The organism is Rhodovulum kholense, assembly GCF_003053725.1.
GTDB lineage: Bacteria > Pseudomonadota > Alphaproteobacteria > Rhodobacterales > Rhodobacteraceae > Rhodovulum > Rhodovulum kholense.
Genome location: NZ_QAYC01000003.1, coordinates 182,360 through 208,361, shown reverse-complemented (window position 1 = coordinate 208,361; position 26,002 = coordinate 182,360). Strand labels below are relative to the sequence as shown.

The 26,002-nt window shown below is 69.0% G+C and carries 25 protein-coding genes; 14 read left to right on the top strand and 11 right to left on the bottom strand.

All coding sequences use genetic code 11. The features are described 5' to 3' along the window. Nucleotides 1-181 precede the first annotated feature (181 nt). The 10 genes from C8N38_RS05745 to C8N38_RS05700 all read left to right on the top strand — a co-directional run bounded on the left by C8N38_RS05745 (nt 182) and on the right by C8N38_RS05700 (nt 12,352). A complete protein-coding gene (locus C8N38_RS05745) occupies nt 182-823 on the top strand; it encodes an ImuA family protein (RefSeq protein WP_245895528.1) in 642 nt (213 codons plus the stop codon). A gap of 179 nt (nt 824-1,002) precedes the next feature. Continuing rightward, on the top strand, nt 1,003-1,758 hold the full coding sequence (locus C8N38_RS05740) for an SDR family NAD(P)-dependent oxidoreductase (protein ID WP_108024816.1): 756 nt from the start codon (nt 1,003-1,005) through the stop codon (nt 1,756-1,758). 96 nt (nt 1,759-1,854) lie between these two features. Next, nucleotides 1,855-3,573 (top strand): methionine--tRNA ligase, encoded by a 1,719-nt coding sequence (gene metG, locus C8N38_RS05735; RefSeq protein WP_108024814.1) that lies wholly within the window; start codon nt 1,855-1,857, stop codon nt 3,571-3,573. A 184-nt stretch (nt 3,574-3,757) separates the two neighbouring features. Beyond that, a complete protein-coding gene (locus tag C8N38_RS05730; protein ID WP_108024812.1) occupies nt 3,758-5,077 on the top strand; it encodes an aspartate aminotransferase family protein in 1,320 nt (439 codons plus the stop codon). A 145-nt stretch (nt 5,078-5,222) separates the two neighbouring features. Next, nucleotides 5,223-6,587: a glutamine synthetase family protein gene (locus C8N38_RS05725; protein WP_108024810.1), complete on the top strand. Its 1,365-nt coding sequence runs from the start codon at nt 5,223-5,225 to the stop codon at nt 6,585-6,587. 88 nt (nt 6,588-6,675) lie between these two features. Beyond that, nucleotides 6,676-8,052, top strand: coding sequence for an aldehyde dehydrogenase family protein (locus C8N38_RS05720; RefSeq protein ID WP_108024808.1), 1,377 nt, complete (start codon nt 6,676-6,678; stop codon nt 8,050-8,052). Continuing rightward, nucleotides 8,053-9,198: an iron-containing alcohol dehydrogenase gene (locus C8N38_RS05715; RefSeq protein ID WP_108024806.1), complete on the top strand. Its 1,146-nt coding sequence runs from the start codon at nt 8,053-8,055 to the stop codon at nt 9,196-9,198. Between the two features lie 178 nt (nt 9,199-9,376). Next, a complete protein-coding gene (locus tag C8N38_RS05710) occupies nt 9,377-9,883 on the top strand; it encodes a TRAP transporter small permease subunit (protein WP_075785508.1) in 507 nt (168 codons plus the stop codon). 3 nt (nt 9,884-9,886) lie between these two features. Next, the gene (locus C8N38_RS05705) at nt 9,887-11,212 is read left to right on the top strand and encodes a TRAP transporter large permease (RefSeq protein WP_108024804.1); all 1,326 of its coding nucleotides are present in this window, start codon (nt 9,887-9,889) and stop codon (nt 11,210-11,212) included. 99 nt (nt 11,213-11,311) lie between these two features. Continuing rightward, nucleotides 11,312-12,352 (top strand): TRAP transporter substrate-binding protein, encoded by a 1,041-nt coding sequence (locus C8N38_RS05700; protein WP_108024802.1) that lies wholly within the window; start codon nt 11,312-11,314, stop codon nt 12,350-12,352. 594 nt (nt 12,353-12,946) lie between these two features. Here the strand turns inward: C8N38_RS05700 and C8N38_RS05695 are convergent. Continuing rightward, nucleotides 12,947-14,542, bottom strand: a complete 1,596-nt coding sequence (locus C8N38_RS05695) for a peroxidase family protein (protein ID WP_108024800.1) — start codon at nt 14,540-14,542, stop codon at nt 12,947-12,949. Between the two features lie 277 nt (nt 14,543-14,819). On the opposite strand from C8N38_RS05695, the gene C8N38_RS05690 reads away from it, so the two are divergent. Beyond that, the gene (locus C8N38_RS05690) at nt 14,820-15,449 is read left to right on the top strand and encodes a LysE family translocator (protein WP_108024799.1); all 630 of its coding nucleotides are present in this window, start codon (nt 14,820-14,822) and stop codon (nt 15,447-15,449) included. Between the two features lie 49 nt (nt 15,450-15,498). Here C8N38_RS05690 and C8N38_RS05685 read toward each other — a convergent pair whose 3' ends face one another. Both C8N38_RS05685 and C8N38_RS05680 read right to left on the bottom strand, forming a co-directional pair. Further along, entirely contained in the window at nt 15,499-15,846 is a 348-nt protein-coding gene (locus C8N38_RS05685) for a phasin family protein (protein ID WP_108024797.1), read from the bottom strand. Nucleotides 15,847-15,952: 106 nt separating this feature from the next. Then, entirely contained in the window at nt 15,953-17,101 is a 1,149-nt protein-coding gene (locus C8N38_RS05680) for an alpha-D-ribose 1-methylphosphonate 5-triphosphate diphosphatase (RefSeq protein ID WP_108024795.1), read from the bottom strand. An 82-nt stretch (nt 17,102-17,183) separates the two neighbouring features. Between C8N38_RS05680 and C8N38_RS05675 the strand changes: the two genes are divergently transcribed. Then, the gene (locus C8N38_RS05675) at nt 17,184-17,873 is read left to right on the top strand and encodes a DUF1045 domain-containing protein (RefSeq protein WP_108024793.1); all 690 of its coding nucleotides are present in this window, start codon (nt 17,184-17,186) and stop codon (nt 17,871-17,873) included. On the opposite strand, the gene phnN is transcribed toward C8N38_RS05675, so the two are convergent. The 7 genes from phnN to phnG all read right to left on the bottom strand — a co-directional run bounded on the left by phnN (nt 17,855) and on the right by phnG (nt 22,971). Then, complete coding sequence (gene phnN, locus C8N38_RS05670) at nt 17,855-18,409, bottom strand: phosphonate metabolism protein/1,5-bisphosphokinase (PRPP-forming) PhnN (RefSeq protein WP_108024791.1); 555 nt, start codon at nt 18,407-18,409, stop codon at nt 17,855-17,857. The genes C8N38_RS05675 and phnN overlap by 19 nt on opposite strands. After that, on the bottom strand, nt 18,406-19,083 hold the full coding sequence (gene phnL / locus C8N38_RS05665; protein WP_108024789.1) for a phosphonate C-P lyase system protein PhnL: 678 nt from the start codon (nt 19,081-19,083) through the stop codon (nt 18,406-18,408). Before phnL ends, phnN begins: the two co-directional genes overlap by 4 nt. Nucleotides 19,084-19,160: 77 nt before the next feature. Next, entirely contained in the window at nt 19,161-19,931 is a 771-nt protein-coding gene (gene phnK / locus C8N38_RS05660) for a phosphonate C-P lyase system protein PhnK (RefSeq protein WP_108025085.1), read from the bottom strand. A 29-nt stretch (nt 19,932-19,960) separates the two neighbouring features. Beyond that, nucleotides 19,961-20,863: an alpha-D-ribose 1-methylphosphonate 5-phosphate C-P-lyase PhnJ gene (locus tag C8N38_RS05655; protein WP_108024787.1), complete on the bottom strand. Its 903-nt coding sequence runs from the start codon at nt 20,861-20,863 to the stop codon at nt 19,961-19,963. Further along, nucleotides 20,860-21,951 carry a carbon-phosphorus lyase complex subunit gene (locus C8N38_RS05650; protein ID WP_108024785.1) on the bottom strand — a complete coding sequence of 364 codons (1,092 nt, stop codon included), beginning with the start codon at nt 21,949-21,951 and terminating at the stop codon, nt 20,860-20,862. The genes C8N38_RS05655 and C8N38_RS05650 overlap by 4 nt, the downstream gene beginning before the upstream one ends. After that, nucleotides 21,951-22,520, bottom strand: coding sequence for a phosphonate C-P lyase system protein PhnH (gene phnH / locus C8N38_RS05645; protein ID WP_108024783.1), 570 nt, complete (start codon nt 22,518-22,520; stop codon nt 21,951-21,953). Before phnH ends, C8N38_RS05650 begins: the two co-directional genes overlap by 1 nt. 4 nt (nt 22,521-22,524) lie before the next feature. Then, nucleotides 22,525-22,971, bottom strand: a complete 447-nt coding sequence (gene phnG / locus C8N38_RS05640; RefSeq protein ID WP_108024781.1) for a phosphonate C-P lyase system protein PhnG — start codon at nt 22,969-22,971, stop codon at nt 22,525-22,527. A 123-nt stretch (nt 22,972-23,094) separates the two neighbouring features. Between phnG and phnF the strand changes: the two genes are divergently transcribed. Together phnF and C8N38_RS05630 are read left to right on the top strand one after the other, a co-directional pair. After that, nucleotides 23,095-23,805, top strand: coding sequence for a phosphonate metabolism transcriptional regulator PhnF (phnF, locus tag C8N38_RS05635; RefSeq protein ID WP_108024779.1), 711 nt, complete (start codon nt 23,095-23,097; stop codon nt 23,803-23,805). 110 nt (nt 23,806-23,915) lie between these two features. Continuing rightward, the gene (locus tag C8N38_RS05630) at nt 23,916-25,097 is read left to right on the top strand and encodes an alpha-D-ribose 1-methylphosphonate 5-triphosphate diphosphatase (protein WP_108024777.1); all 1,182 of its coding nucleotides are present in this window, start codon (nt 23,916-23,918) and stop codon (nt 25,095-25,097) included. A 241-nt stretch (nt 25,098-25,338) separates the two neighbouring features. Here C8N38_RS05630 and C8N38_RS05625 read toward each other — a convergent pair whose 3' ends face one another. Continuing rightward, a complete protein-coding gene (locus C8N38_RS05625) occupies nt 25,339-25,956 on the bottom strand; it encodes a DapH/DapD/GlmU-related protein (RefSeq protein WP_108024775.1) in 618 nt (205 codons plus the stop codon). Between the last annotated feature and the right edge of the window lie 46 nt (nt 25,957-26,002).

Sequence of the window (26,002 nt, the reverse complement as noted above, 5' to 3'; positions counted from 1 at the left end):
GGCGCAGCCGCAAGGGCATGGCCGGGACGAAAACCCCGTGCCGTCCCGGCTGAACGGACTGTCCGATGGCGTGCCTCAGGCCCGGTCCTCCCTGTTCGCGCCGTCACTCTAGCAGATCGGCCCGCTGTCATGCTGGAGAAAACGCGTTGAGAACATATAAAGAACATCATAGAGTTTCGCCATGTCAGGTTCGTCGCTTTCGCTTGCCTCCGAGCTGTTCCGCACGGGCCACTCCCGTCCGGCGCTGACCGCGCTTGGCGCGCTGTCGCTGCCGCTGGCGCGCGCCCATGAACTGACGGGATCGTCCCGCCATGCGCTGGCCTTGCTGCTGGCCGCCGCGACCGAGGGGCCGGTGCTCTGGATCGTGCCCGCCTGGGCGCCCGGACGGCTTTATCCCGACAGCGTGGCCGAATGGATCGAGCCGGGGCGGCTGATCCTGGCCACGCCCAAGCGGGCCGAGGACCTGCTGTGGTGCATGGAAGAGGCGCTGCGCGCGGGCGTCGTGCCGGTGGTGGTGGCCGAACTGCCCGCGCCGCCGCCGCTGACCCCGGTCCGGCGGCTGCATCTGGCCGCCGAGACCGGCGCAAGCCTCGGCCGCTGCGCGCCGCTGGGGCTGATCCTCTCGACCGGGTCGGGCGGCGCCGCCGGGGTCGAGACCCGCTGGCACATGGCCTCGCGCCACGGCCCCGGCGTCACCGCCTGGCATCTGGAACGCCGCCGCGCCCGGCTGGACCCGCCCCGCGCCTGGCGGCTGAGCCGGGACGCGGACGGCCGCCTGTCGCTGGACCCCGCCCTGCTGGAACCCGAAACCGCTGGCGCCTGACTCTGCGGATGCCTGACTCTGCTGGCGCCTGTCTCTGCTGATACCTGTGTCTGCTGATACCTGTGCCTGCGGATGCCTGTGCGCGCCTGTCCCCCTGCGACCCGAGCGCACCCCGGCTTGCGCCGCCCTGCCCCGGTCCCGATCTCGACCGGGGATCGCGCGCAACCGGAGGAAAGAAAATGGAAATCCGCTTCGACGGGAAAATCGCTCTGGTCACCGGCGGCAGCACCGGGATCGGCGCCGCCATCGCCTGCGAGCTGGCCGCCTCGGGGGCCACGGTCTGCCTGGCCGCGCGCACGGCCTCGAAGCTGATCCCGGTGGTCGACCGGATCGCCGCGGCGGGCGGCAAGGCCTATGCCATGCCCTGCGACGTGTCCGACCCGGGCGCCGTCGAGGCGCTGGTCGCGCGCACGGTCGAAACCACCGGCGGGCTGCATCTGCTGGTCAACAATGCCGGGATCTCGGGGCCTTCGGCCGATGCCGGGGCCTATCCGCTGGACGGCTGGCGCGAGGTCATCGACACCAACCTCAACGGCGTCTTCTACGGCCTGCGCTTCGGCCTGCCCGCGATCGAGGCCTCGGGCGGCGGGGCGGTGGTCAACATGAGCTCGATCCTCGGCAGCGTCGGCATGGCCACGGCACCCGCCTATGTCGCGGCCAAGCACGCGTTGCTGGGCCTGACGAAATCGGCGGCTCTGGCCTATGCGACGCGCGGCATCCGCATCAACGCGGTCGGCCCCGCCTTCGTCCGGACGCCGATGATCGATGACGGGCTCGACGCCGAGACCCAGGCGCGGGTGACGGCACTGCATCCGGTCGGGCGGATGGGCCGGTCGGACGAGATTTCGGGGCTGGTGGCCTTCCTTCTGTCGGACCGGGCGAGCTTCATCACCGGCAGCTATCACCTCGCCGATGGCGGCTATACCGCGCAATAGCGCTCCGAAGGCCCGGCCAGAGCCCCACGAGGCTCTGGCCCTCGGGCGCATGGCGCGATAAACGGGCCTCAAGATCCGGCAAGAAGGCAACGGCAGATGGCACGCATCCTGATCACCTCGGCGATCCCCTATATCAACGGGATCAAGCACCTGGGCAACCTCGTCGGCAGCCAGCTTCCGGCCGATCTTTACGCCCGCTACTGCCGCGCCCGCGGCCATGAGGTCATGTTCCTCTGCGCCACCGACGAACATGGCACCCCCGCCGAACTGGCCGCGGCCAAGGCCGGCAAGCCGGTCGCGGACTACTGCGCCGAGATGCACGAGGTGCAGGCCGAACTGGCCCGCGGCTTCCGCCTGTCCTTCGACCATTTCGGCCGGTCTTCGAGCCCGCAGAACCACAGGCTGACCCAGTATTTCGCGGGCCGTCTGGCCGAGAACGGGCTGATCGAGGAAGTCAGCGAACGTCAGGTCTATTCCAATGCCGACGGCCGCTTCCTGCCCGACCGCTATATCGAGGGCACCTGCCCCAATTGCGGCTACGAGAAGGCCCGGGGCGATCAGTGCGAGAACTGCACCAAGCAGCTCGACCCGACCGACCTGATCGACCCGCGCTCGGCGATTTCCGGGTCCACCGATCTGGAGGTGCGCGAGACCAAGCACCTGTATCTCAAGCAGCGCTCGCTGAGGGGCGATCTCGAGGCCTGGATCGACAGCAAGACCGACTGGCCGGTCCTGACCACCTCGATCGCGAAAAAATGGCTGAACGACGGCGACGGGCTGCAGGACCGGGGCATCACGCGCGATCTGAGCTGGGGCATTCCGGTGAAGAAGGGCGAGGCAGACTGGCCCGGCATGGAGGGCAAGGTCTTCTATGTCTGGTTCGACGCCCCCATCGAATATATCGCGGCCTCGGCCGAATGGGCCGAGAAGAACGGCCGCCCCGAGGCCGACTGGCGGCGCTGGTGGCGGCTGGACGAGGGCGCCGAGGACGTGCGCTATGTCCAGTTCATGGGCAAGGACAACGTGCCCTTCCATACGCTGAGCTTCCCGGCGACGATCATGGGCTCGCGCGATCCCTGGAAGCTGGTCGACTACATCAAGTCCTTCAACTACCTGAACTACGATGGCGGCCAGTTCTCGACCAGCCAGGGGCGCGGCGTCTTCATGGATCAGGCGCTGTCGATCCTTCCGGCCGATTACTGGCGCTGGTGGCTTCTGTCCCACGCCCCCGAAAGCTCGGACAGCGAATTCACCTGGGAGAATTTCCAGGCCTCGGTGAACAAGGACCTGGCCGACGTGCTGGGCAATTTCGTCAGCCGCGTGACCAAGTTCTGCCGGTCCAAGTTCGGCGAGGTGGTGCCCGAGGGCGGCGCCTATGGCGACCGCGAACAGGAGCTGAACGACGATCTCTATATCCGCATCCGCGCCTATGACGCGCATATGGAGGCGATGGAGATCCGCAAGGCCGCGGCCGAGCTGCGCGCGATCTGGGTCGCGGGCAACGAATACCTGCAATCGGCCGCGCCCTGGACGGTCTACAAGGAAGACCCCGATCAGGCGGCGGCGATCATCCGCTTCTCGCTGAACCTGATCCGGCTTTACGCGGTGCTGTCCGCGCCTTTCATCCCCGATGCCGCCAAGGCGATGATGGACGCGATGGGCTGCGAGGACGACACCTGGCCCGCGCAGATGACCCATGCGATGGAGCGGCTCGCCCCGGGTCAGGCCTTCACCACGCCCGAGATGCCGTTCCGCAAGATCTCGGACGAAGAGCGCGAGGAGTGGCAGGCGCGCTTTGCCGGTCAGCGCGGCTGACCCCGGCCGCGCGCCCCTGGGCCAGCCTCTGAAGATGGGTATTTGAGCCAAGAAGAAGGGACCGTCGGGTCCCTTTTTCCACATCGGGACGGTTCGGCCCACTTGAGCGTTTTCAGGACGGGCGGGCTCTGGTTCACTTCGGACAGAGGCGCCGCGCCGGGCGACTCGTCTGTCCGGAGGCCCCATGTCTCATCTCATTCCCCGTGCTCCGGGCGCGGTCCGGCCCATGGTCGACCGCGGCGAGGGCGTCTATCTCATCGACCAGAGCGGCAAGCGCTATCTCGATGCCTCGGGCGGGGCAGCGGTCTCGTGCCTTGGCCATTCCGATCCGGCGGTCATCGCCGCGATCAAGGCCCAGCTCGACCGGGTCGCCTTCGCCCATACCGGCTTTTTCACCTCGGAGCCCGCCGAGCGGCTGGCCGATCTGCTGATCGCCCATGCGCCTGCGGGGATCGACCGGGTCTGTCTGGTCTCGGGCGGGTCCGAGGCGATGGAGGCGGCGCTGAAGCTCGCGCGGCAATACATGCTGGAGAGCGGCCAGCCGGGGCGCCACCGGGTGATCGCCCGGCGCCAGAGCTATCACGGCACCACGCTGGGGGCGCTGGCGACGGGCGGCAACGCAGGACGGCGCGCGCCCTTCGCGCCCCTGCTGGCCGAGACCACCCATATCGCACCCTGTTATGCCTATCGCGGCCGGGCCGAGGGCGAAAGCGACGAGGCCTATGGGCTGCGCGTGGCGGACGAGCTGGAGACCGAGATAGAGCGGCTCGGCCCCGAAACGGTGATGGCCTTCGTCGCCGAACCGGTCGTGGGCGCGACGCTGGGCGCGGTGCCTGCGGTTTCGGGCTATTTCCGCCGCATCCGCGAGATCTGCGACCGCCACGGGGTGTTGCTGATCCTTGACGAGGTGATGTGCGGCATGGGCCGGACAGGGACGCTTTTCGCCTGCGAACAGGACGGCATCGCCCCCGACATCGTCACCATCGCCAAGGGGCTGGGTGCGGACTATCAGCCGGTGGGCGCGATGCTCTGTACCGGCCGCATCCATGACGCGATCGCGGCGGGCAGCGGCGCCTTTCAGCACGGCCATACCTATATGGGCCATCCGACCGCCGCCGCCGCAGCGCTGGCGGTGCTGACCCGGCTGACCCGGGACGGGCTGGTCGCGCGGGCGCGCCGCATGGGCGAACGGCTTGAGGCCAGCCTGCGCGCGGCCTTCGCCGAGCATTCCCATATCGGCGACATTCGCGGCCGCGGGCTTTTCCGCGGGCTCGAACTGGTCGAGGACCGCGCCAGCCGCCGCCCCTTTGCGCCAGACCTCCGGGTTCATGCGCGGCTGAAGGCCGCCGCCTTCGAGGCCGGGCTGATCTGCTATCCGATGGGCGGCACCGTCGACGGGCGCGCGGGCGATCACGTGCTGCTGGCCCCGCCCTTCATCCTTGAGGACAGCCATGTTTCGGAGATCACGGATAAGTTGAAATCGGCCCTGACAGCGGCGCTGTGACCCGCGACGCCCGGCCCCCTGTCCCAAAGACGAGCTTGAAATCCGGCGCATTCTGATCTTCACCGGAAGGCAGAGAAAAGAACGGGATGGCAAAGCCGCCCGATAAAGGACCCCGGTCCGACACCCAACGACAGGAGACCACCCGATGCCCGGCCAGATGAGTTTCGATGCGTTGAAGAGGGCCGTGGCCGAGGGCGGGATCGACACGGTTCTGGTCTGCCTGATCGACATGCAGGGCCGGCTGATGGGCAAGCGCTTCGTCGCGCAGCATTTCGTCGACAGCGCCTGGGAAGAAACCCATTGCTGCAACTACCTGCTGGCCACCGATCTGGAAATGGCCACGCCCGACGGCTATGCCTCGACCTCCTGGCGCGCGGGCTACGGCGATTATGTGATGAAGCCCGACCTCGAAACGATCCGCCCGGTGCCCTGGCTGGAGGGAACGGCGCTGGTGCTGTGCGACCTGCTCGACCATCACAGCCACGACCCCGTGCCCCATGCCCCCCGCCAGGTGCTGAAGGCGCAGGTCGCGCGGGCCGAGGCGATGGGCCTGACCCCGATCATGGCGACCGAGCTTGAATTCTTCCTCTTCGAGAAGAGCCTGCGCGAGATCGCCGCCTCGGGCTTTCGCGACCTGACCCCGATCAGCGCCTATAACGAGGACTACAACATCTTCCAGACCACCAAGGAAGAGGCGGTGATGCGGCCCCTGCGCAACCATCTCTGGGCCGCGGGCATTCCGGTCGAGAATTCCAAGGGCGAGGCCGAGGCCGGGCAGGAAGAGCTGAACATCAAATACGGCCCGGCCCTGCTGGCGGCCGATTACCACACCATCGCCAAGCACGCGACCAAGGAGATCGCCTGGGCCCAGGGCCATGCCGCGACCTTCCTGCCGAAATGGCACAAGGACCGGGTCGGCAGCGCCGCCCATGTGCACCAGTCGCTGTGGAAGGACGGCCGGAACGCGTTTTTCGAGAAGGGCGCCGATCACGGCATGTCCGAGTTGATGCGCCAGTACGTGGCGGGCCAGATCAAATATGCCGCCGATCTGACCGTGTTCCTCGCGCCCTACGTCAACAGCTACAAGCGCTTCGTCAAGGGCACCTTCGCGCCGACGAAGACGGTCTGGTCGGTCGACAACCGCACCGCCGGGTTCCGTCTGTGCGGCGAGAACACCCCGGGCGTGCGGATCGAATGCCGGATCGCCGGGTCCGACATCAACCCCTATCTGGCGCTGGCAGCCCTGCTGGCCGCCGGGCTCAGGGGCATCGAGGAAAAGCTGGACCTGGCCCCGCCCACCCGGGGCGACATCTACGAAAGCGCCGACGTGCCGGAAATTCCGCGCACCCTGCGCGAGGCGACGGAAACGCTCCGGTCCTCGGCCATGCTGCGCGCGGCGATGGGCGATTTCGTCGTCGACCACTACACCCGTGCCGCCGAGGTCGAACAGGACGCCTTCGACCTGGCGGTGACCGACTGGGAACTCGCCCGCGGCTTCGAGCGCGCCTGATGCGCCCGGACCGCCTCCAACGAAGATCGGCCCTTGGCGCGGACAGGCGCCGCACGGGCCCGGACCTTTCACAACGGAAGACCCTCCGATGACCACATTGACCTGTATCTCTCCCATCGACGGATCGGTTCTGGCCGAACGCGAGGCGCTCGCGCCCGAAGCCGCCCGCGCCGCTGTGGCGCGCGCCCGCGCAGCCCAGGCCGCCTGGGCCGCGCGGCCGCTGGCCGAACGCATCGACCTGGTGCTGAAAGGCGTCGCCAATGTCGGCGCGATGAACGACGCCATCGTGCCCGAACTCGCGCGCCAGATGGGCCGCCCGGTCCGCTATGGCGGCGAATTCCGCGGCTTCGAAGAGCGCGCGAAATACATGGCCCAGATCGCCGAGACGGCGCTGGCCCCGATCGAGGCCGAGGACAGCGGCAGCTTCAAGCGCTATGTCGCCCGCGATCCGCATGGCGTGGTGCTGGTGATCGCGCCCTGGAACTATCCCTACATGACCGCGATCAACACCGTCGCGCCCGCGCTGATCGCGGGCAACACGGTGATGCTGAAACACGCGACCCAGACGCTTCTGGTGGGCGAACGGATGGCGCGCGCCTTCCACGAGGCGGGCGTGCCCGACGACGTCTTCATGAACGTCTTCCTCGATCACGACACCACCTCGGCGCTGATCGCCGAACGCGCCTTCGGCTTCGTCAACTTCACCGGCTCGGTCGGCGGCGGGCGCGCCATCGAGCGCGCGGCGGCCGGCACCTTCACGCCGCTGGGGCTCGAACTTGGCGGCAAGGACCCGGGCTACGTGATGGAGGACTGCAATCTCGACATGGCGGTCGAGGTGCTGATCGACGGGGCGATGTACAATTCGGGCCAGTGCTGCTGCGGGATCGAGCGGATCTACGTGGCCGAAAGCCTTTACGACAGTTTCGTCGAGAAGGCGGTGAAACTGGTCGAGGGCTACCGGCTGGGCGACCCGCTCGACCCCGAGACCACCATCGGCCCGATGGCGCAGGCGCGCTTTGCCGATCTGGTGCGCGCCCAGACCGCCGAGGCCGTGGCCGCTGGCGCCAGGGCGATGATCGACCCCGCGCTCTTCCCGCAGGATGGCGGCACCTACCTCATGCCGCAGATCCTGACCGGCGTGACCCACGAGATGCGGGTGATGCGCGAGGAAAGCTTCGGCCCCGTGGTCGGCATCATGCCGGTGAAGGACGACGAAGAGGCGATCCGGCTGATGAATGACAGCGATTACGGGCTGACCTGTTCGCTCTGGACCAATGATGTGGCGCGGGCCGAGCGGATCGGCCGGCAGATCGAGACCGGCACCGTCTTCCTGAACCGGGCCGACTATCTCGACCCGGCGCTCTGCTGGACCGGCTGCAAGGATACCGGCCGGGGTGGCGGGCTGTCGGTGATCGGTTTCCACAACCTGACCCGTCCGAAATCCTATCACCTGAGGAAACTCTGAATGACGCCGAACGCCAACTGGTCCTATCCCACCGCCATCCGCTTCGGCGCAGGCCGCATCGCGGAACTGCCCGCGGCCTGTGCCGCGGCGGGGCTGATCCGGCCGCTCTTGGTGACCGACAAGGGGCTCGCAGGGCTGCCGATCACCGCTCGCGCGCTGGACATCCTCGAGGCCGCGGGGCTCGGCCGCGCGGTCTTTGCCGAGGTCGACGCGAACCCGACCGAGCTGAATCTCGCGCTCGGGCTCGAGGCCTACCGGGCCGGGGGTCATGACGGGGTGATCGCCTTCGGCGGCGGCTCGGGGCTCGATCTGGGCAAGATGGTCGCGTTCATGGCGGGCCAGACCCGCCCGGTCTGGGATTTCGAGGATATCGGCGACTGGTGGACCCGCGCCGATGCCGATGCCATCGCCCCCATCGTGGCGGTGCCGACCACCGCGGGCACCGGGTCCGAGGTCGGCCGCGCCAGCGTGCTGACCAATTCCGAAACCCATGAGAAGAAGATCATCTTCCACCCGAAGGTGCTGCCCGGCGTCGTGATCTGCGACCCGGAACTGACCGTCGGCATGCCGAAAGCGATCACCGCGGGCACCGGCATGGATGCCTTCGCCCATTGCCTCGAGGCCTATTGCTCGCCGCATTACCACCCGATGTCGCAAGGCATCGCGCTGGAGGGGCTTCGGCTCGTGACCGAGTACCTGCCCCGCGCCTATGCCGACGGCACCGACCTTGAGGCCCGCGCGCAGATGATGTCGGCGGCGATGATGGGCGCGGTTGCCTTCCAGAAGGGCCTGGGCGCGATCCATGCGATCTCGCATCCCATAGGCGCCGTGCACAACACCCATCACGGCACCACCAACGCCACCGTGATGCAGCCCGTCCTGCGGATGAACCGCCCCGCCATCGAGGACCGTCTGGGCCGGGCCGCCGCCTATCTGGGCATCGGCCACGATTTCGACGCCTTCTATGCGCTGGTCGGCCGTCTGAATGCCGAGCTGGGCATCCCGGCCAGCCTGACCGCGCTGGGGGTCACCGACCCCGATCTCGACGCGCTTACGGCCTCGGCGCTGAAAGACCCCTCGACCGGCGGCAATCCGGTCGAGATGACGGCCGAGAACACGCGCCGTCTGTTGGAGGATTGCCTCTGAAACGGGCAGACGCGCCCTGAAAGAGACCGGCGGGCGGCGCGAGCCCGGCCGCCGGAGACCAGGAATGGACCCCAAAGCGCACGCGGGACAACACTCGCGGCAGGATGACGGGGCAACAGGGAAATGGTGACGGCATGACAGCCACAAGGATCGGCGCGCCCGCGCGAAAGGCGGCGCCATGACCGGGTTCATGCGCGGCTATGTGCGCACGGTCGACGGGGTCAATTACCACATCGGCCGGGTGATGATGTACGGGATCTTCGTGATGATGGGGATCCTGCTGTGGTCCTCGATCTCGAAGACCTTCTTCCTGCCCTCGCTCTGGACGCTGGAAATGGCCCAGTTCGCGATGGTCGCCTATTACATCATGGGCGGGCCCTATTCGATCCAGCTGGGGTCGAACGTGCGGATGGACCTGTTCTACGGCCGCTGGTCGGTGCAGACGCGGGCCTGGGTCGACAGCTTTACCGTGCTCTTCCTGATCTTCTTCCTGGGCGTGCTGCTTTATGGCGGCATCGACAGCCTGATCTACGCGATCCAGTACAACGAGCGCAGCCCGACCGCCTGGCGCCCGGTGCTCTGGCCGATCAAGTCGGTCATGTGCCTCGGCCTCTTCCTGATGATCCTGCAGGCCGTCTCCGAGCTCTTCAAGGACATCGCCCATATCCGCGGCGAGGAGCTTTAGCCCATGTCCTACGAGATGATCGCAATCCTGATGTTCGCCTCGATGATGCTGATGCTGATGACCGGACAACGGGTCTTCGGCGCCATCGGGGCGGTGGCGGCGGTGGCCGCGCTGGCGCTGTGGGGGACGGGCGGGTCGGTCATTCCGTTCTCGGCCTCGATGAAGCTGATGAAATGGTATCCGCTGCTGACCCTGCCGATGTTCATCTTCATGGGCTACGTGCTGTCCGAAAGCCGCATCGCCGACGATCTTTACAAGATGTTCCATGTCTGGATGGGGCCGGTGCCGGGCGGGCTGGCCATCGGCACCATCGGGCTGATGGTGCTGATCTCGGCGATGAACGGGCTGTCGGTCGCGGGCATGGCCATCGGCGCGACCATCGCCCTGCCGGAACTGCTGAGGCGCGGCTATGACAAGCGGATGGTCACGGGGGTGATCCAGGCGGGATCCTCGCTGGGCATTCTGGTGCCACCTTCGGTCGTTCTGGTGCTGTATGCCATGATCGCGCGCCAGCCGGTCGGTCAGCTCTGGCTGGCGGGCATCCTGCCGGGGCTGCTGATGGCCGGGCTCTTCATCCTCTATATCTACCTGCACTGCCGGATCTCGCCCGGGCTGGGCCCGGTCCTGCCGCCCGAGGAACGCGCCGGGATCGCCTTCGCCGAAAAGGTCCGGCTGTTGGGCGCGGGCGTGCTGCCGCTGGTGATCTTCGCCACGATGATGGTGCCCTTCGTCAACGGCTGGACCTCGCTTGTGGAAAGCTCGGCCATCGGCGCGCTGGCGGCGCTGGTCGCGGCGGTGCTGAAGGGGCGGATGAGTCGCACGGTGTTCGAGACCTCGGTGCGCCAGACGCTGGCGGTGTCCTGCATGTTCATGTGGATCATCGTCGCCGCCATGGCCTTCGGCGCGGTCTTCGACGGGCTGGGCGCCGTCAAGGCCATCGAGAGCCTCTTCACCGAAAAGCTGGGCCTCGACCCCTGGATGATCCTGATCCTGATGCAGCTGAGCTTCATCCTGATGGGGACCTTCCTCGACGATACCGCGATGCTGGTGATCGTGGCGCCGCTTTACATTCCGCTGGTCAAGGCGCTGGGGTTCGACCTGATCTGGTACGGGGTGCTTTACACCATCACCACCCAGATCGCCTACATGACACCGCCCTTCGGCTATAACCTCTTCCTGATGAAGGCGATGGCCCCGAAAGAGATCGGGCTGAAGGACATCTACGCCTCGATCGTGCCCTTCGTTCTGGTGATGATCGCGGCGCTGGCCATCGTCATGGCCTTTCCGCAGATCGCGCTCTGGCTGCCGCATCAGGTCTACGGCCTCTGAAGACGGCCCCAAAGAAACGGCCCTTCAAAACGGAGCCCCGGGTCGCGGGGTCCGGAAAACCGGGGGGCAAAAGCCCTCTGCCAACAAGGAGAGAAGACGATGACCACAAGACGCAAGTTCCTGGCCTCTGCCGGGGTCGGCGCCGCCGCAGCCGGTCTGGCCGCCCCGGCGCTCGCCCAGTCCAAGATCCGCTGGCGGATGCAGACCTATGCGGGCGTCGCGCTGGCCGATCACGTCATCCGCCCCGCCATCGAAAGCTTCAACAAGATCGCCGGCGACGAGATGGAGATCGAGCTTTACACTGCCGACCAGCTGGTCCCCACGGGCGAGCTGTTCCGCGCGATGCAGCAGGGCACCATCGACGCGGTGCAGTCCGACGACGATTCCATGGCCTCGCCGACCGAGGTCACCGTCTTCGGCGGCTATTTCCCCTTCGCCTCGCGCTATTCGCTCGATGTGCCGGTGCTGTTCAACCAGTACGGCCTGAACGAGATCTGGGGCGCCGAATATGAAAAGGTCGGCGTCAAGCACATCTCGGCCGGGTCCTGGGATCCCTGCAACTTCGCCACGATCAGCCCGATCAAGTCGCTCGACGACCTCAAGGGCAAGCGCGTCTTCACCTTCCCGACGGCGGGCCGGTTCCTCGCGCAGTTCGGCGTGGTGCCGGTGACGCTGCCCTATGAGGATGTCGAGGTCGCGATGCAGACCGGCGAGCTGGACGGCGTCGCCTGGTCGGGCATCACCGAGGATTACACCGTGGGCTGGGCCGGGCCTGCCAAGTATTTCCTGACCAACAACATCTCGGGCGCCTGGATCGGCCATTTCTTCGCCAACATGGACCGCTGGAACGAGGTGCCGGAACGGCTGCAAGAGCTGCTGCGGGTCTGCATGGAGCAGTCGCATTACTACCGTCAGTGGTGGTACTGGGGCGGCGAGGCGCGGCTGCGCGTCGAGGGCACCAAGATGGAGCTGACCTCGATCCCCGACGAGGACTGGGATCAGGTCGAGACCGCCGCCCGGACCTTCTGGGACGAGATCGCAGAGGAATCCGAGACCAAGGCGAAGATCGTCGACATCTTCAAGAAATACAACGAAGACATGCAGAAGGCGGGACGGCCCTACCGCTATACCAGGGCCTGATCCCCGGGCCCGATCGCAAAAGGGGCGCCCGTTTCCGGGCGCCCCGCCGCCTGCGGGCGGTCCCCACCCTGCGCGACCGCCGCCCATGGCGAACCGGCATCGCGCAAGACCGCCTGCGGGCGGTGCCCCCTGCCCCCAGATCCGTTTCCCGGCCCCGTTTCCCAGACCCGTCCCCGGCCCCGTTTCCCGGCCCCGCTCCCGGCGGAGCTTGCGCGCCGGTCCCCGGCGGGACCGGCGTGAAAAGGCGTGCTCCGGCCGCGCCGCAACGGGCGACCAAACCCGGCCGCGGCGCCTGACGGTCCCCGCTCCGCCCGCCCGGCCGGTGCCGGTCTGGCAATGCGGGGCCGCCCGGGCCGCAAGGCGCGCCGGTGGCCGGAGGCGGGATGCGCAAGTCGTGCCGTCGGACGAAAAACCTGACATTGGACCTCGTCACCAACCCCCAGGCACTGCGCATCCGCCCCCGCCTCCGGCCTCCGGCGACAGGACGCCGCCGGAGCACGCGAGCCACCTTTCGCCCGCTCCCCCCTTTGGAGCGTCCGAAAGGCTGGCCTGTGCCGAGGGTGCGAGGGAGGATCTCGGCACAGGCATCCGGCGTCAGGCGCGCATGCCCGCCGCCCGGATCAAGGCTGCCACCGTCGTGACCGGTTCGCCCGCCGGCCGGACCCCGTCGCGGGGATGCCAGCGGCCGTGATCCGACCCCAGATGGTGCCAGTAACTGTCGGGATCGCAGACGCAGAGCCCCACCAGGGTCTCGGCCACGATCCGGCTGCCCAGCGGGCCCAGACGACGCCCGCCGGTCCGCGCTTCGGCCTCGCGCAGGATGTAGTACCAAAGCGGCGTCGCCTCGAGCATCCCGGCCCGCGCCAGAACCCCGCCGCCGGGGCCCTCGGCCAGCTCGACCGCGCTCAGCGGCGCGATCCGCACTCCAAGCCGCGCCATCCCGCGCAGGCAGTCCTGCCCCGAGGCCAGGTTCAGCCGCAGCCCCCGGCGCAGCGTGCGCTCGGCCAGCTGGCGCATCCGCCCGTGCAGCCCCGGCGGCTCGTCATGCAGGCACAGCAGATCCGGCGTGATCCGGGTGTTGATGCCGCGCGCATGGCGGTCGGGACGGGTGCCGCTTTCATCGGTCAGGCGCGAGAAATCCATCCGCCCCGACGCCCGCCGCCACCCCGGCGGCCCGGCGACGGATGCCGCTCCGCAGCCAAAGCCATGGCGCGCCGACCAGTCATAGCTCGGCCGGGCCATGGTCTCGCCCAGACGGATGGCGGCGGCCTGGAACTCGAAGGGCAGCGGCAGCCGCCCCTCGGGCAGGCCGGGACAGCGCTGCAGCAGATCGCGATAGACCGGCGCCTCTTCGGCCATGACCGCGTCCAGAACCTCGGGCAAACAGATCCGGCGCAGGTAGTCGTTGACCACAAGCCACTGGAAGTGCTTGCGCACCTCGTCCCGGGCGAAGTCGAAGGCGGTATCGCCCGCCTCGGCCCGGGGGCCGCCGATCCCCGGCGCCCGGGCGACAACCGCATTGTGAAACCGCGCCAGAACCAGATGGACCTCGGCCGTCGCCAGGCCCGCATCTGTCTGCGGAGCGCCGATATAGGCCTTGTCCTGCTCGGCCAGGGCCGGTTGCGGCCAGCGGTTCCGCCGCGCCGGATCGACCCGGACCCCCTCCCCCATGCTCCCGGACGGACCGGTCACGCCCGACCAGAGCCGGGCCGGGGCCGCCGGATCGCGCCGCCACCCGCCCGTCTCGGCGCCATAGAGGCTCTCGAGGTTCAACCGGCCGCTTCTGTCATTGCTGAGATCGGCCATCGCCCGGCGGCGCGGCAGCGGATCGACGCAGTCGAGGTCAAGCCCCGACAGCCCACCCTCGGGGTCGGTCCCGGCGGCCAGTTCCCGGGCGATGACCTGTCCCAGATAGGTATAGATCGCGGGCATGCCGGAATCGTCCCCGCCGCCCGTCCCCCGGCCCGCCATCGCCGAGGCCAGATCGCGCAGCGCGGCAGTCGCCGCCACCCCGCCCCGCGCCTCGGCCGCGTCGGGAAAGAGATAGCCGAACGGGCCATGCGGGGCCTCGGGCCAGACCGGATAGGAAAACGCATCGATGGTGGCGCTCGGGGGGCAGGCGGTTCCTGCCTCCTCGGGCGCGGGGTGCGCGGCGAACGCGGGGCATTCGTGGCTTTGAAGCGGCAACATCTTCCCTCGACTCCCTGACCGTTTTCCCTCAACGACTCGAGGATCGCGGACCGCCGTCAACGCAGCGTCAAAGGTAAACAAAACCTTTACGACACGGGAAAAGGAGCGGTCGGGCAACGGCTTGACGCAACAAGGCCTGACACCCGCCGGGACAGTACGCAGGCCCGCCCTGTCGAAAGACCGGCGCCGGAGCGGCAAATGGTCCGCGCAAAACCGCTTCGTCCAACCAGGGGCCTCGGCCTAGGCTCTGTAACCCTATCACAGCGGAGCGCAGGAAATGGACCTGACCTATTGGGCCCTCTTTGCCGGCACGGTCATCGCCGTCTCGATGATCCCGGGACCGAGCACCCTGATCGCCTTTTCGCATGGGGCAAGCCATGGCTGGCTGCGCAGCACGATCACGGCCAGCGGAAATGCCGCGGCCTCCGCCTGTCAGGCCATCGCGGCCTCGGCCGGACTGGGGCTGGTCCTCACCGGGTCGGCAACGCTTTTCCTGACGCTGAAATATGCCGGGGCGGCCTATCTGGTCTATGTCGGTATCCAGCTCTGGCGCAGCGCCGCCCGGCGCGTCAGCCTCTCCGATAGAACCCACAACCTCCCCGAGCCCGCGCGCAAGCTGTTCGCCGGGGGCTTCACCGTGGCCGCGAGCAACCCCAAGGCCATCGCCTTCTTCACGGCACTCTTCCCGCAATTCCTGTCGCCGGAGGGCACGGGCGTCGGGCAACTGGCGGGCATGGTCGCGGTGGTCTGCCTCAGCGCCTTTGCCGTTGCCACCGTCTACGGCGGTCTCGGCGCCTGGCTGCGGCGGCTGGAGCTGTCGCAACGCGCGGTGACGCGGATCCACAAGACGACGGGCGGGATCTTCGTGGCCAGCGGGATCGGCCTTGCCGCATCGCGAAGCGGCTGAGCGCGGCCCCGCCGGTCGCCCGCCCGGCTCTCGTCTGGACGCGCCTGCCTCAGTCGCGCCAGGAGGTCATCCGGGTCAGGGTCTGGTCGCAGACCTCGGCATTCATCCGCGCCAGCCGCTCGGCCTCGTCGCGGCAGACCGCGACCGTCTCGCCCAGATAGTCGCCCTGCCAGTCGGTCAGGCTTTCGGGCGTGCGGCAGGCGGCCAGGCGCTGCATCGCGTCGGCGTTGCGCCGGGCCTCGTCGCGGGCAAAGGCCGCCATCTCGCTGCTGGTGCGGCGGACGTGATCGACCATGGTGGCACTCACCCAGGCCATCAGCCCCCAGCCCTCGGCCTGGGCACGCAAGGCCGCCTCAAGCGCGGCGGCGGCAGAGGGCGTCACGGGGGTCTTGGGCATGGTGGATCTCCTCACACGCAAACCGATGGCTACTGATCCGAAAATAGGAAAGTCCGGGGACCGGGTCAAAGCCTTGCAGCGCGCCGCGCCCCCGCAACCGGCAGCCTCAGGCGACGCGCCCCCCCTGCACCCAGGCGCCGCGCACCACCGGCACGCCGTCGATCCGCGCCACCCGGATCAGATCGGCCCGCGCCCCGGGCGCGATCCGGCCGCGATCCCTCAGCCCCACCGCATCGGCGGGCGCCCGGGTCACCGTGGCGATGCCCCGCGCCATGTCGTCCCAGAGATCGCCCAGCATCACCCCGGCCATCAGCAAGGCCGAGGGCACGTAATCCGACGACAGGATGTCGAGAAGCCCCAGACCGGCCAGCTCGGCCGCCGCCACATTGCCCGAATGCGACCCGCCCCGGATCAGGTTCGGCGCGCCCATCATCACCGCGATGCCGCTGGCCCGGCAGGCCCGCGCCGCCTCGAGCGTGGTCGGAAACTCGGCCAGCCGGATGCCATGCCCGGCCGAGACCGCGACATGGGCCTCGGTGGTGTCGTCATGGCTGGCAAGGATCGCCCCGCAGCGCCGGGCCTCGGCCACGGCGACCTCTTCGTGGCGCTCGCCATGACGGTCGCGCAACGCCTTCAGCGTCGCGACATGGGCCTCGAAATCGGCTTCGGAAAAGTTGTTCTTGCCCATCACATAGGCCTTCAGCTTGTCCAGATCGCGGAACTGCCGCTGGCCGGGGGTGTGGTCCATCAGGCTGACGATGCCGACCCGGTCCTCGGGACCGAATTCGGCCATCTCCTCGGCCAGGGTCTCGGAACAGACCTCGGCGCGCAGATGCAGGAAATGGCTGATCCTCAGCGCGCCCCGCGCCCTCAGATCCAGCATCTCGCTGGCCAGTCCGCGCGCATAGGCCCGGTAGCGCGCCTTGCCGGACGGGATCGACCCCACCCGCATCGCATCGAAGACCGTGGTGATGCCGACCCCGGCAAGTTCGGCATCATGGGCGACGATCGCGCTGGCATGGGGCCAGTCGACCGAGGGGCGCGGCTGGATATGCCGCTCCAGGTTGTCGGTATGCAGCTCGATCAGCCCCGGCATCACCAGATCGCCGCCGCAATCGATGGCCCCCGCGGGCACGGCCCCGCCGGGGTCGATCCCGGCGATGCGCCCGTCCGCGACCCGGACCGATCCGGTCAGCGTCTCATCGGGCAGAACCAGCGTGGCATTGGCAAGAACGGTCTCGGAAACCGGGGACATGGGCGCCTCCTTCTTGATGCGCGGGGAGGATTGGGGCAGGACAAGGGGGGAAACGGCGCGGCATCCCAGTGCGGAGGGGGCAATGGAAGGCTACCGGCGCTACGCGATCTATTTCGCGCCCGAAGAGGGCGCGCTTGGCGATTTCGGCAAGGCCTGGCTCGGCTGGGACGCCGAGGCCGGGGCACCACGGGCGCATCCCCGGCTGCGCGGGCTGCCGCGGCCGGTCGAGGACCTGACCGAGGTGCCCCGCAAATACGGGTTTCACGCCACCGTCAAGGCGCCGTTCCGGCTGGCCGAGGGCAGCGATATCGGGCTCTTGCATGCCTCGGCCGTGGCGCTGTCGGGCCAGCTGCGGCCGGTGCTGATCGAGGGGCTGCGGCTGTCGCTTCAGAGCGGCTTCCTGGCCCTCACCCCGCGCGGCGACACGCGGGCGCTGGCGGCGCTGGCGGGCAGCGTGGTCGAGGCGCTGGACGGGTTTCGCGCCCCACCCACCGCCGCAGAGCTCGCCCGCCGCAATCCCGACCGGCTGAGCGCCCGGCAAAGGAAGCTCCTTGAAAAATGGGGCTATCCCTACGTGATGGAGGAATACCGCTTTCACCTGACCCTGACCGGCCCGCTGAAGCCCCCCGAGGCCGACGCGACGCGGATGGTGCTGGGCCCGGTGCTCGACCCGCTGATCGACCGGCCGATCCGGATCAGAAGCCTGTGCCTCTTCGGCGAGGCCGAGGACGGGAAGTTTCACAACCTGCACCGCTATCGCCTGTCGGGCTGAAGCGCGGCCAGAAAGGCCTCGACGGCGTCGTCAAGCGCGCCGTCATTGTCGATGCGGACCGCCACGATCCCGTCGGGCAGCGCATAGCCCGCGCGCCCCAGCCGTGCCGCGATCTCCTCGGCGCTCTCGCGCCCGCGCCCGGCAAGCCGCGCCGCCAGCGTCTCGGGCCGGGCCATCACGTGCAGCACGGTCAGATCGGGAAACCGCGCCCGCGCCTCGGCCAGCATCGCGCGCGAGCCGTTGAAGACCACATCCTCCCCCTCCCAGAGCGCCTCGTCGACGCTGCGCGGGATGCCATAGCTCAGCCCGTGCGCGCGCCACCACAGCGCAAAGGCGCCCCCGGCACGCATCCGCTCGAACGCGGCCGCGCTGACGCAATCGCAGTCCTCGCCCCCGGCCCCGGGCGCCCGGGTCACCACCCGGCGCACCAGATGCAGATCGGGCCGGCGCAGCCAGGCCGCCGCCATCAGCGTGTCCTTGCCCGCCCCCGACGGCCCCACCACCGCGAACAACCGCCCCGGCCCGACCCCGCTCATGGCGCCACCGCAAAGGCCGAGACATCGACCTCGCGGTCGCAGACCCGCGCGCGCGCGCCCGCGTCGTGAAAGATCCCGAGGATCGCCGCGCCCCGCGCCTTGGCCGCCTCGATCAGCCCCAGCACCACCTCGCGGTTGCCGGGGTCGAGGCTCGCCGTGGGCTCGTCCAGCAGAAGCGCCGGATAGTCATGGGCAAAGCCCCGCGCGATATTGACCCGCTGCTGTTCGCCGCCCGAAAACGTGGTCGGGCTCAGATCCCAAAGCGGGCGCGGGATGTTCAGCCGCGCCAGCAGGGCCGCCGCCCGGTCGCGCGCGGCCTCGACCGGCACGCCCACCGCCAGCAAGGGCTCGGCCACGACATCGAGCGTCGGCACCCGCGGCACCACCCGCAGAAACTGGCTGACATAGCCCAGCACATGGCGCCGCAGCGCCAGGATCTCGCGCGGCTCGGCCGCCGCCACATCGAGCCCGCCGACGACGATCCGCCCCGAGGCGGCCAGGTAATTGCCATGGATCATCCGCATCAGGGTCGACTTGCCCGCGCCCGAGGCCCCGGTCAGCGCCACGCATTCGCCCGGCGCCACCGACAGCGCCGCCCCCGCCATCACCGGGATCGCCGCGCCCCCCTGATTATACAGCGTGAAACTCTTGGCCACGCCCGAAAGCTCGATCATCGCTTCGTCCTTCTTCTTGGCCCAAATACCCATTGCCCCGCCGCCCCCCACGGGCGCGCCTTCAGACCTGAAGCCCCTCAAACCTGAAGCACAGAACTCACCAGAAGCTGGGTATAGCCATGCTGCGGATCGTCCAGCACCTGATCGGTCAGCCCGGTCTCGACCACCCGCCCGCCCTTCATCACCATCAGCCGATGCGCCAGCAGCCGCACGACGGCCAGATCATGGGTCACGATCACCGCCGATAGCCCCATGTCCCGCACAAGCCCGCGCAGCAGATCCAGAAGCCGCGCCTGCACGCTGACATCGAGCCCGCCCGTCGGTTCGTCCATGAACACCAGCCGCGGCCCCGTCACCAGATTGCGCGCGATCTGCAGCCGCTGCTGCATACCGCCCGAAAAGGCCGCGGGCCGGTCGTCGATCCGGTCGGCCGCGATCTCGACCCGGCCCAGCCAGTCCAGCGCCGAGGCCCGGATCGCCCCGTAATTCCGCGCGCCGACCGCCATCAGCCGCTCGCCGACATTGCCGCCCGCCGAGACCGTCATCCTCAGCCCGTCGCGCGGGTTCTGATGCACGAAGGCCCAGTCGGTGCGGGCAAGCCGCCGCCGCTCGGGCTCGGACAGCGCCAGCGTATCGCAGAGGCCCTCCTCGCCCAGATCGAACAGCACCTCGCCCGCATCGGGCCGCAGATGGCCCGCGAGACAGTTCAAAAGCGTCGACTTGCCCGATCCGCTTTCGCCGACGATCCCCATCACCTCGCCGGGATAAAGATCGAAGCCCACATCCTCGCAGCCTACACGCCCGCCATAGCGTTTCGTCAGCCCCCGGACCGACAGAAGCGGTGCCACCGGCGCCTCGGCCCGGAACGCATCCGCCCTCATGCCCGGCCCTCCCCTGCGGCCGCGCCCTCGGCCCCCACATGCCCGGCCGCCCGCCGCCCGGCGCAGTAATCGGTGTCGGAACAGACGAACATCCGCCCGCCCCGGTCATCGACGATCACCTCGTCCAGATAGCTTGTCTCTGACCCGCAGAGCGCGCAGGCCCCTTCGGCCTTGCCGGGCACGAAGGGATGATCCTCGAAATCGAGGCTCACCACCTCGGTATAGGGCGGCAGCGCATAGATCCGCTGCTCGCGCCCCGCGCCGAACAGCTGGATCGCCGCCATCCTCAGCTTGGGGTTGTCGAATTTCGGGATCGGCGAGGGGTCCATCACATAGCGCCCCTCGATTTGCACCGGATAGGCATAGGCGGTCGCGATCTCGCCATGGCGGGCGATATCCTCGTAAAGCTTCACATGCATCAGCCCGTACTCTTCCAGCGCATGCATCCTGCGGGTCTCGGTCTCGCGCGGTTCCAGGAACCGCAAGGGTTCCGGGATCGGCACCTGATAGACGAGGATCTGCCCCTCGGTCAGCGGCGCTTCGGGGATGCGGTGGCGGGTCTGGATCACCGTCGCCTCGCCGGTATGCCCGGTCACGGCAATGCCCGCCGTCTTCTGGAAGAACTTGCGGATCGAGACGGCGTTGGTGGTGTCGTCCGCCCCCTGATCGATCACCTTCAGCCTATCCCCGGGCACCAGCACCGCGGCAGACACCTGCACGCCCCCGGTGCCCCAGCCATAGGGCATCGGCATCTCTCGGCTGGCGAAGGGCACCTGATAGCCCGGCACCGCCAGCGCCTTCAAAAGCGCCCGCCGGATCATCCGCTTGGTCTGTTCGTCGAGATAGGCGAAATTGTAGTCTGCCCCGGGGGCCTCGACCCGGCTTTCCGCTTCGGTCATTCCGCCGCCTCCCGCTCGGCCGCGCTGGCTGCGGCTTCGGCCCGGATCCGCCGCACCAGCTCCAGCTCGGACTGGAAATCCACGTAATGCGGCAGCTTGATATGTTCGAGAAAGCCCGAGGCCTGGATGTTGTCGCCATGCGAAATGACGAATTCGGCATCCTGCGCCGGGGCGCCCGTGAAATCCTCGCCCAGGTCCTCCCAGCGCAGCGCGCGGTCGACCAGCGCCATGGAAATCGCCTTGCGCTCGGACTGGCCGAAGACCAGGCCATAGCCCCGGGTGAATTGCGGCGGCTCGGTCTTCGAGCCCGCAAACTGGTTCACGGTCTCGCATTCGGTCAGCTCGATCTCGGCGATTTCGACGGCAAAGCCCAGCTCGGGGATCTCTACCTCGACGCCCACCCGGCCCAGGCGCAGCTCGCCCACGAAGGGGTGGTTGCGCCCGTAACCGCGCTGGGTCGAATAGGCCATGCCCAGCGCAAAGCCCTCGTCGCTGCGGGTCAGCGCCTGCAGCCGCAGCGCGCGGCCCGCGGGAAAGCCCAGCGGTTCGCGGGTCAGATCGGGCGGGGTCTCGTCCGAGGCCGGTTCCGTCTCGATCAACCCGTCGCGGTCCAGAAGCCCGGTGATCCGGGGCTTGGGCGCCGCATCCGGGGCGGCGGTGGCAGCCTCCGGTACCTCGCCCTCGGCGGCCAGCGCGAAATCCAGCAGCCGGTGGGTATAATCGAAGGTCGGCCCCAGCACCTGCCCGCCCGGCACGTCCTTGAAGGTGGCAGAGATCCGGCGGTCGCAGCGCATCCCGCCGGTCTCGACCGGTTCGGACGCCCCCAGGCGCGGCAGGGTGGTGCGATAGGCGCGGATCAGGAAGATCGCCTCGATCAGATCGCCCCGCGCCTGCTTGATCGCCAGCGCGGCCAGATCGGGATCGTACAGCGAGCCCTCGGCCATCACCCGGTTGACCGCCAGCGTCATCTGTTCGCGGATCTGGGCGACGGCGAGTTCCGGGATCGCGGGATCGCCCCGGCGTTCCTCGGCCAGCCAGGCATGGGCCGCGTCGATCGCCCGCTCGCCCCCCTTGACGGCAACATACATCAGACGGCCTCCACATGCGTGCTCCGGGGCAGCGCGGCCAGCCGCTCGCCCGCGGTCAGGAAGAAATCGAGCCCCAGCGGAAACCGCGCCCGATTGGCCCGGAAGGCCGCGATCTCGGGCAGCGACAGCCCATGGCTGGTCTCGATGCCGGGGCCGGTCAGCCGCGCCCCCGTCGCGTCAAGCGCGTCCATCTCGACGATCAGCGTGGCCGAGCGGTCGGGATAATCGGGCGTCCCGAGGCTGTAGGCATCGAGCGGCAACAGATCGGCCCAGCGCCCGACGGCAAAGACGGCGCCCGCGCGGTCCGAAAGCGGCGCCCCGGTGTGAAACCGCAGCCAGTCGCGGAGGCCGGGCCGGTCGAGCGCGCCCGCCAGATGCACCGGGGTCGTCGGATCGGCCAGCACCAGAAGAAGCGTCCCGGCGGCAACCGACAGCGGCGCGGGCGGCCGCGCCCCCGCGACAGCCTCGATGCGCCCGGGCCGCGCCATCGCGGTCAGCGCCGCGCGAAACGCCAGCGCCGCCTCGCGCGGGGTGTCGGCAAAACCGCCCGACAGGGCCTGATCGTCCATCGCCTCAATCCTCTCCGCGCACCATGGTGAAGAACTCGACCCGGGTCGCGGCGGCCCGCGCCGCCCGCCCCGTTTCAGCCGCCGCCATCTCTTCGGCCAGCGGGTCCAGCAGCCGCGCGCGCAGCTCGTCCGCCCGCCCGGTCTGCATCAGCGCATCGGCCAGCGCGGCCCGGCGCGCCTTGGCCTTGTCGCGCCCCTGCACCCAGGCATGACCGACCACGCCCCCCTCTTGCAGTCGCAGCGCACAGCGGGTAACCGTCACCTCCCCGAGGTTGAAGGGCGCGCCCGTGCCCCCCATCCGGCCGCGCACCATCACCCCTCCGGTTTCGGGGGGCCGAAGCCATGCGTATTCGGGATCTGGTCCCAGACTTATCCACAGGCGCTCCAGCGTCGCCGCAGGCGCGCGCGCCAGCAGCCCCATCCATTCGCGACGTGTTTCCGGTTCGGTCATCCGACTGCTTGCCGAGTTATCCACAGGCTTGTCCGACCTCTACAGATTCCCTATACAACTAGACAAATCCCTACGCGCGCTTCCCGAGTCGTGCAAGCGCCACCTGGATGAAGTTTCGATGACATGACCCCGACCGCGCTCTGGACCTCGATCGCCGCGACGCTTCGCGACGAAATCGCCGCGGGCCGCTACCGGCCCGGCGACAAGCTGCCGACCGAGGCCGACCTGGCGCGCCGGTTCGGGGTCAATCGCCATACCGTCCGGCGGGCGCTGGCCGATCTGGCCGAGGCGCGGCTGGTGCATGCCCGGCGCGGCTCGGGCGTCTATGTGGCGGCGCGGCCGACCGATTATCCGCTGGGCCGCCGGGTGCGGTTTCACCAGAACCTCGCCGCGGCCGGGCGCAGCGCCGACCGCAAGGTGCTGCTGCGTGCGACCGGCAAGGCCGACCGGCGCGAGGCCGAGGCGCTGGCCCTGCCCGAGGGCGCGGCCGTCCATGTCTACGAGGGCATCTCGCTGGCCGACGGTCAGCCGATCGCGCTGTTTCGCAGCGTGTTCCCGGCCGACCGCCTGCCCGGGCTGCTCGACGCGCTGGCCGAAGACCCCTCGGTGACCCGGGCGCTGGCGCGCGCGGGCGTCGCGGACTACACCCGCGCCTCGACCCGGCTGACCGCCAAGCGCGCCACGCCGACCCAGGCCCTGCATCTGGAATTGCGCCCGGGGGACCCGATCCTGCGCAGCGTCTCGATCAACGTCGATGCCGAGGGCCGGCCGGTCGAATATGGCCGCACTTGGTTCGCGGGCGACCGCGTCAGCCTGATCGTCGCGCCCGAGTAAGCGCCGCGAATGATCGAATTGAAGGCAGAACCGCGAGGGCTGTCATACCCGCGATACAGTGCAGAGGTATCCCGGTCGCCACGTAACCTCAGGACCGCCCGAGCAGCGACATGCCCCAGTATCTTCAGCCCCTGCGCTTTACCGGCGCGACCATCCTGCGCGACGGCGAGCTGCAACGGCGCTCGCTTGCCATTGCCGATGGCCGGATCACCAAGGGCCCGCTGCCCGAGGTCGATCTGTCGGGCTATCTGATCCTGCCGGGCATTGTCGATCTGCATGGCGACGCCTTCGAACGGCATATCGCGCCCCGCCCCGCCGCGCCCTTCGCGCTCGAGGTCGGGCTGGCCGCGACCGACCGCGAGGCGGCCGCGAACGGCATCACCACCGGCTGGCTCGCCCAGGGCTGGTCCTGGGAGGGCGGACGCCGTGCCCCCGATCAGGCCGAGGCCTTGATGGCCGCGCTCGACGCCTACCGGCCGCGGATGCTGACCGACCTGCGCATCCAGCTGCGCTGCGAGACCCATACCGTGGGCACCGCCCAACGCCTGCTCGAGGCGGTCGAGCGGCACGGGATCGACTATGTCGTCTTCAACAACCACCTCGAAGAGGCCGAAGAGCTGGCGCGCGCGCGGCCCGAGCGGCTGCACCACTGGGCGACCGAAAACGGCCGCTCCGTGCAGGATCACATGGCCGCGGTCGCCGCCGCGCAGGCGATGGCGCCCGACGTGCCGCGCCATCTGTGCCGACTGGCCGAGGCGTTCGACCTGATGGGCGTGATGTACGGATCGCATGACGATCCCGACGGCGAGACGCGCGAGCGGTTCTCGATGATCGGGGCCCGCATCGCCGAGTTCCCGACCACCCGCCGCGCCGCCGCCGCCGCCAAGGCGATGAACGACCCGGTCCTGCTGGGCGCGCCCAATGTGGCGCGGGGCGGCTCGCAGGCGGGCAACGCCTCGGCCACCGATCTGATCGCGCAGGGGCTGTGCGACGCGCTGGTGTCCGATTTCTACTATCCCGCCCTGACCCATGCGGTCTGGCGGCTGGTCGATCTGGGCCTCAGGACCCTGCCGCAGGCCTGGGCGATGATCTCGCAGCACCCGGCCGAGATCCTGCGCCTGCCCGACCGGGGGCGGCTCGATTTCGGACGCCGAGCGGATCTGTGCGTGATCAACGAAGAGACTCGCGCGGTCGAGATGACCATTGCGGGCGGGCGGCTGACCTATCTGGCCGGCGAGGCGGCGCATCGCTTCGCCCATCGCATCCATGCGCTGGATATGGCGGCGGAATAGCCGCAACGCAGCGAAATTTATAGCCGCGTCGCAGAAAATTTACCTCCCGGCAACGAATTCCATAGGCATCCGCCACAAAAGCGAATTAGACTAAGTCCCGTTAAACGGTGTGATCGGGGTTTTCGGTAGAGGTTGTTCCGCCGTCAGGCGACCGGGGATTTCAGCTTCGATTTCAGCAGGCTCAGGGGGATGCGGCTTCGGCCCGTTCCCCTTTTTCTGTCCGGCGGCCCGCGCGGCAGGCTCAGCCGCCATGGGCCTCGAGGAAGGCCTCGACAGAGAGGCTGCGAAAGCCGTCCAGCGCATGCCGCAGCGCCGCATGATCCCAGTCCCACCAGGCCAGCGCCTGCAGCCGCCGGGCGATGGCGGGGGCAAAGCGGTCGCGGATCGGCACCGCCGGAACCCCGGCCACGACGGTATAGGGCGCCACGTCGCGGGTCACCACGGCGCCCGCCCCCACCACCGCGCCGTCACCCACCGTTACCTCGGGGCGGACGATGGCGCCATGGCCGATCCAGGTGTCATGCCCGATCCGGGCGCGGCGGCTGGCGCGATGGGCGAAGAAGGCCGGGTCGTCCCCAGCATCCTCCCAGTAATCGGCCGAGCGATAGAGGAAATGGTGCAGGCTCGCGCGCTGCATCGGGTGGTCGGTGGGCCCGATCCGGGCGAAGGCGGCGATATTGGCGAACTTGCCCAGATCGGCATTGGCGATGTCGGCATAGCGGTCGCAATAGGAATAGTCGCCCATGGCGACGTTCAGCAGCCGCGCGCCCTGCCCGATCTCGACATAGCGGCCAAGGGTACAGCCTGTGACCGAGCAATCGGGATGCAGAACGGGCGTCTCGGCGGACAGGCGGGGCATCGGCGGGCTCCTCGGAAAGCGGGACGCATCGTCCCCGCGGGGAAGG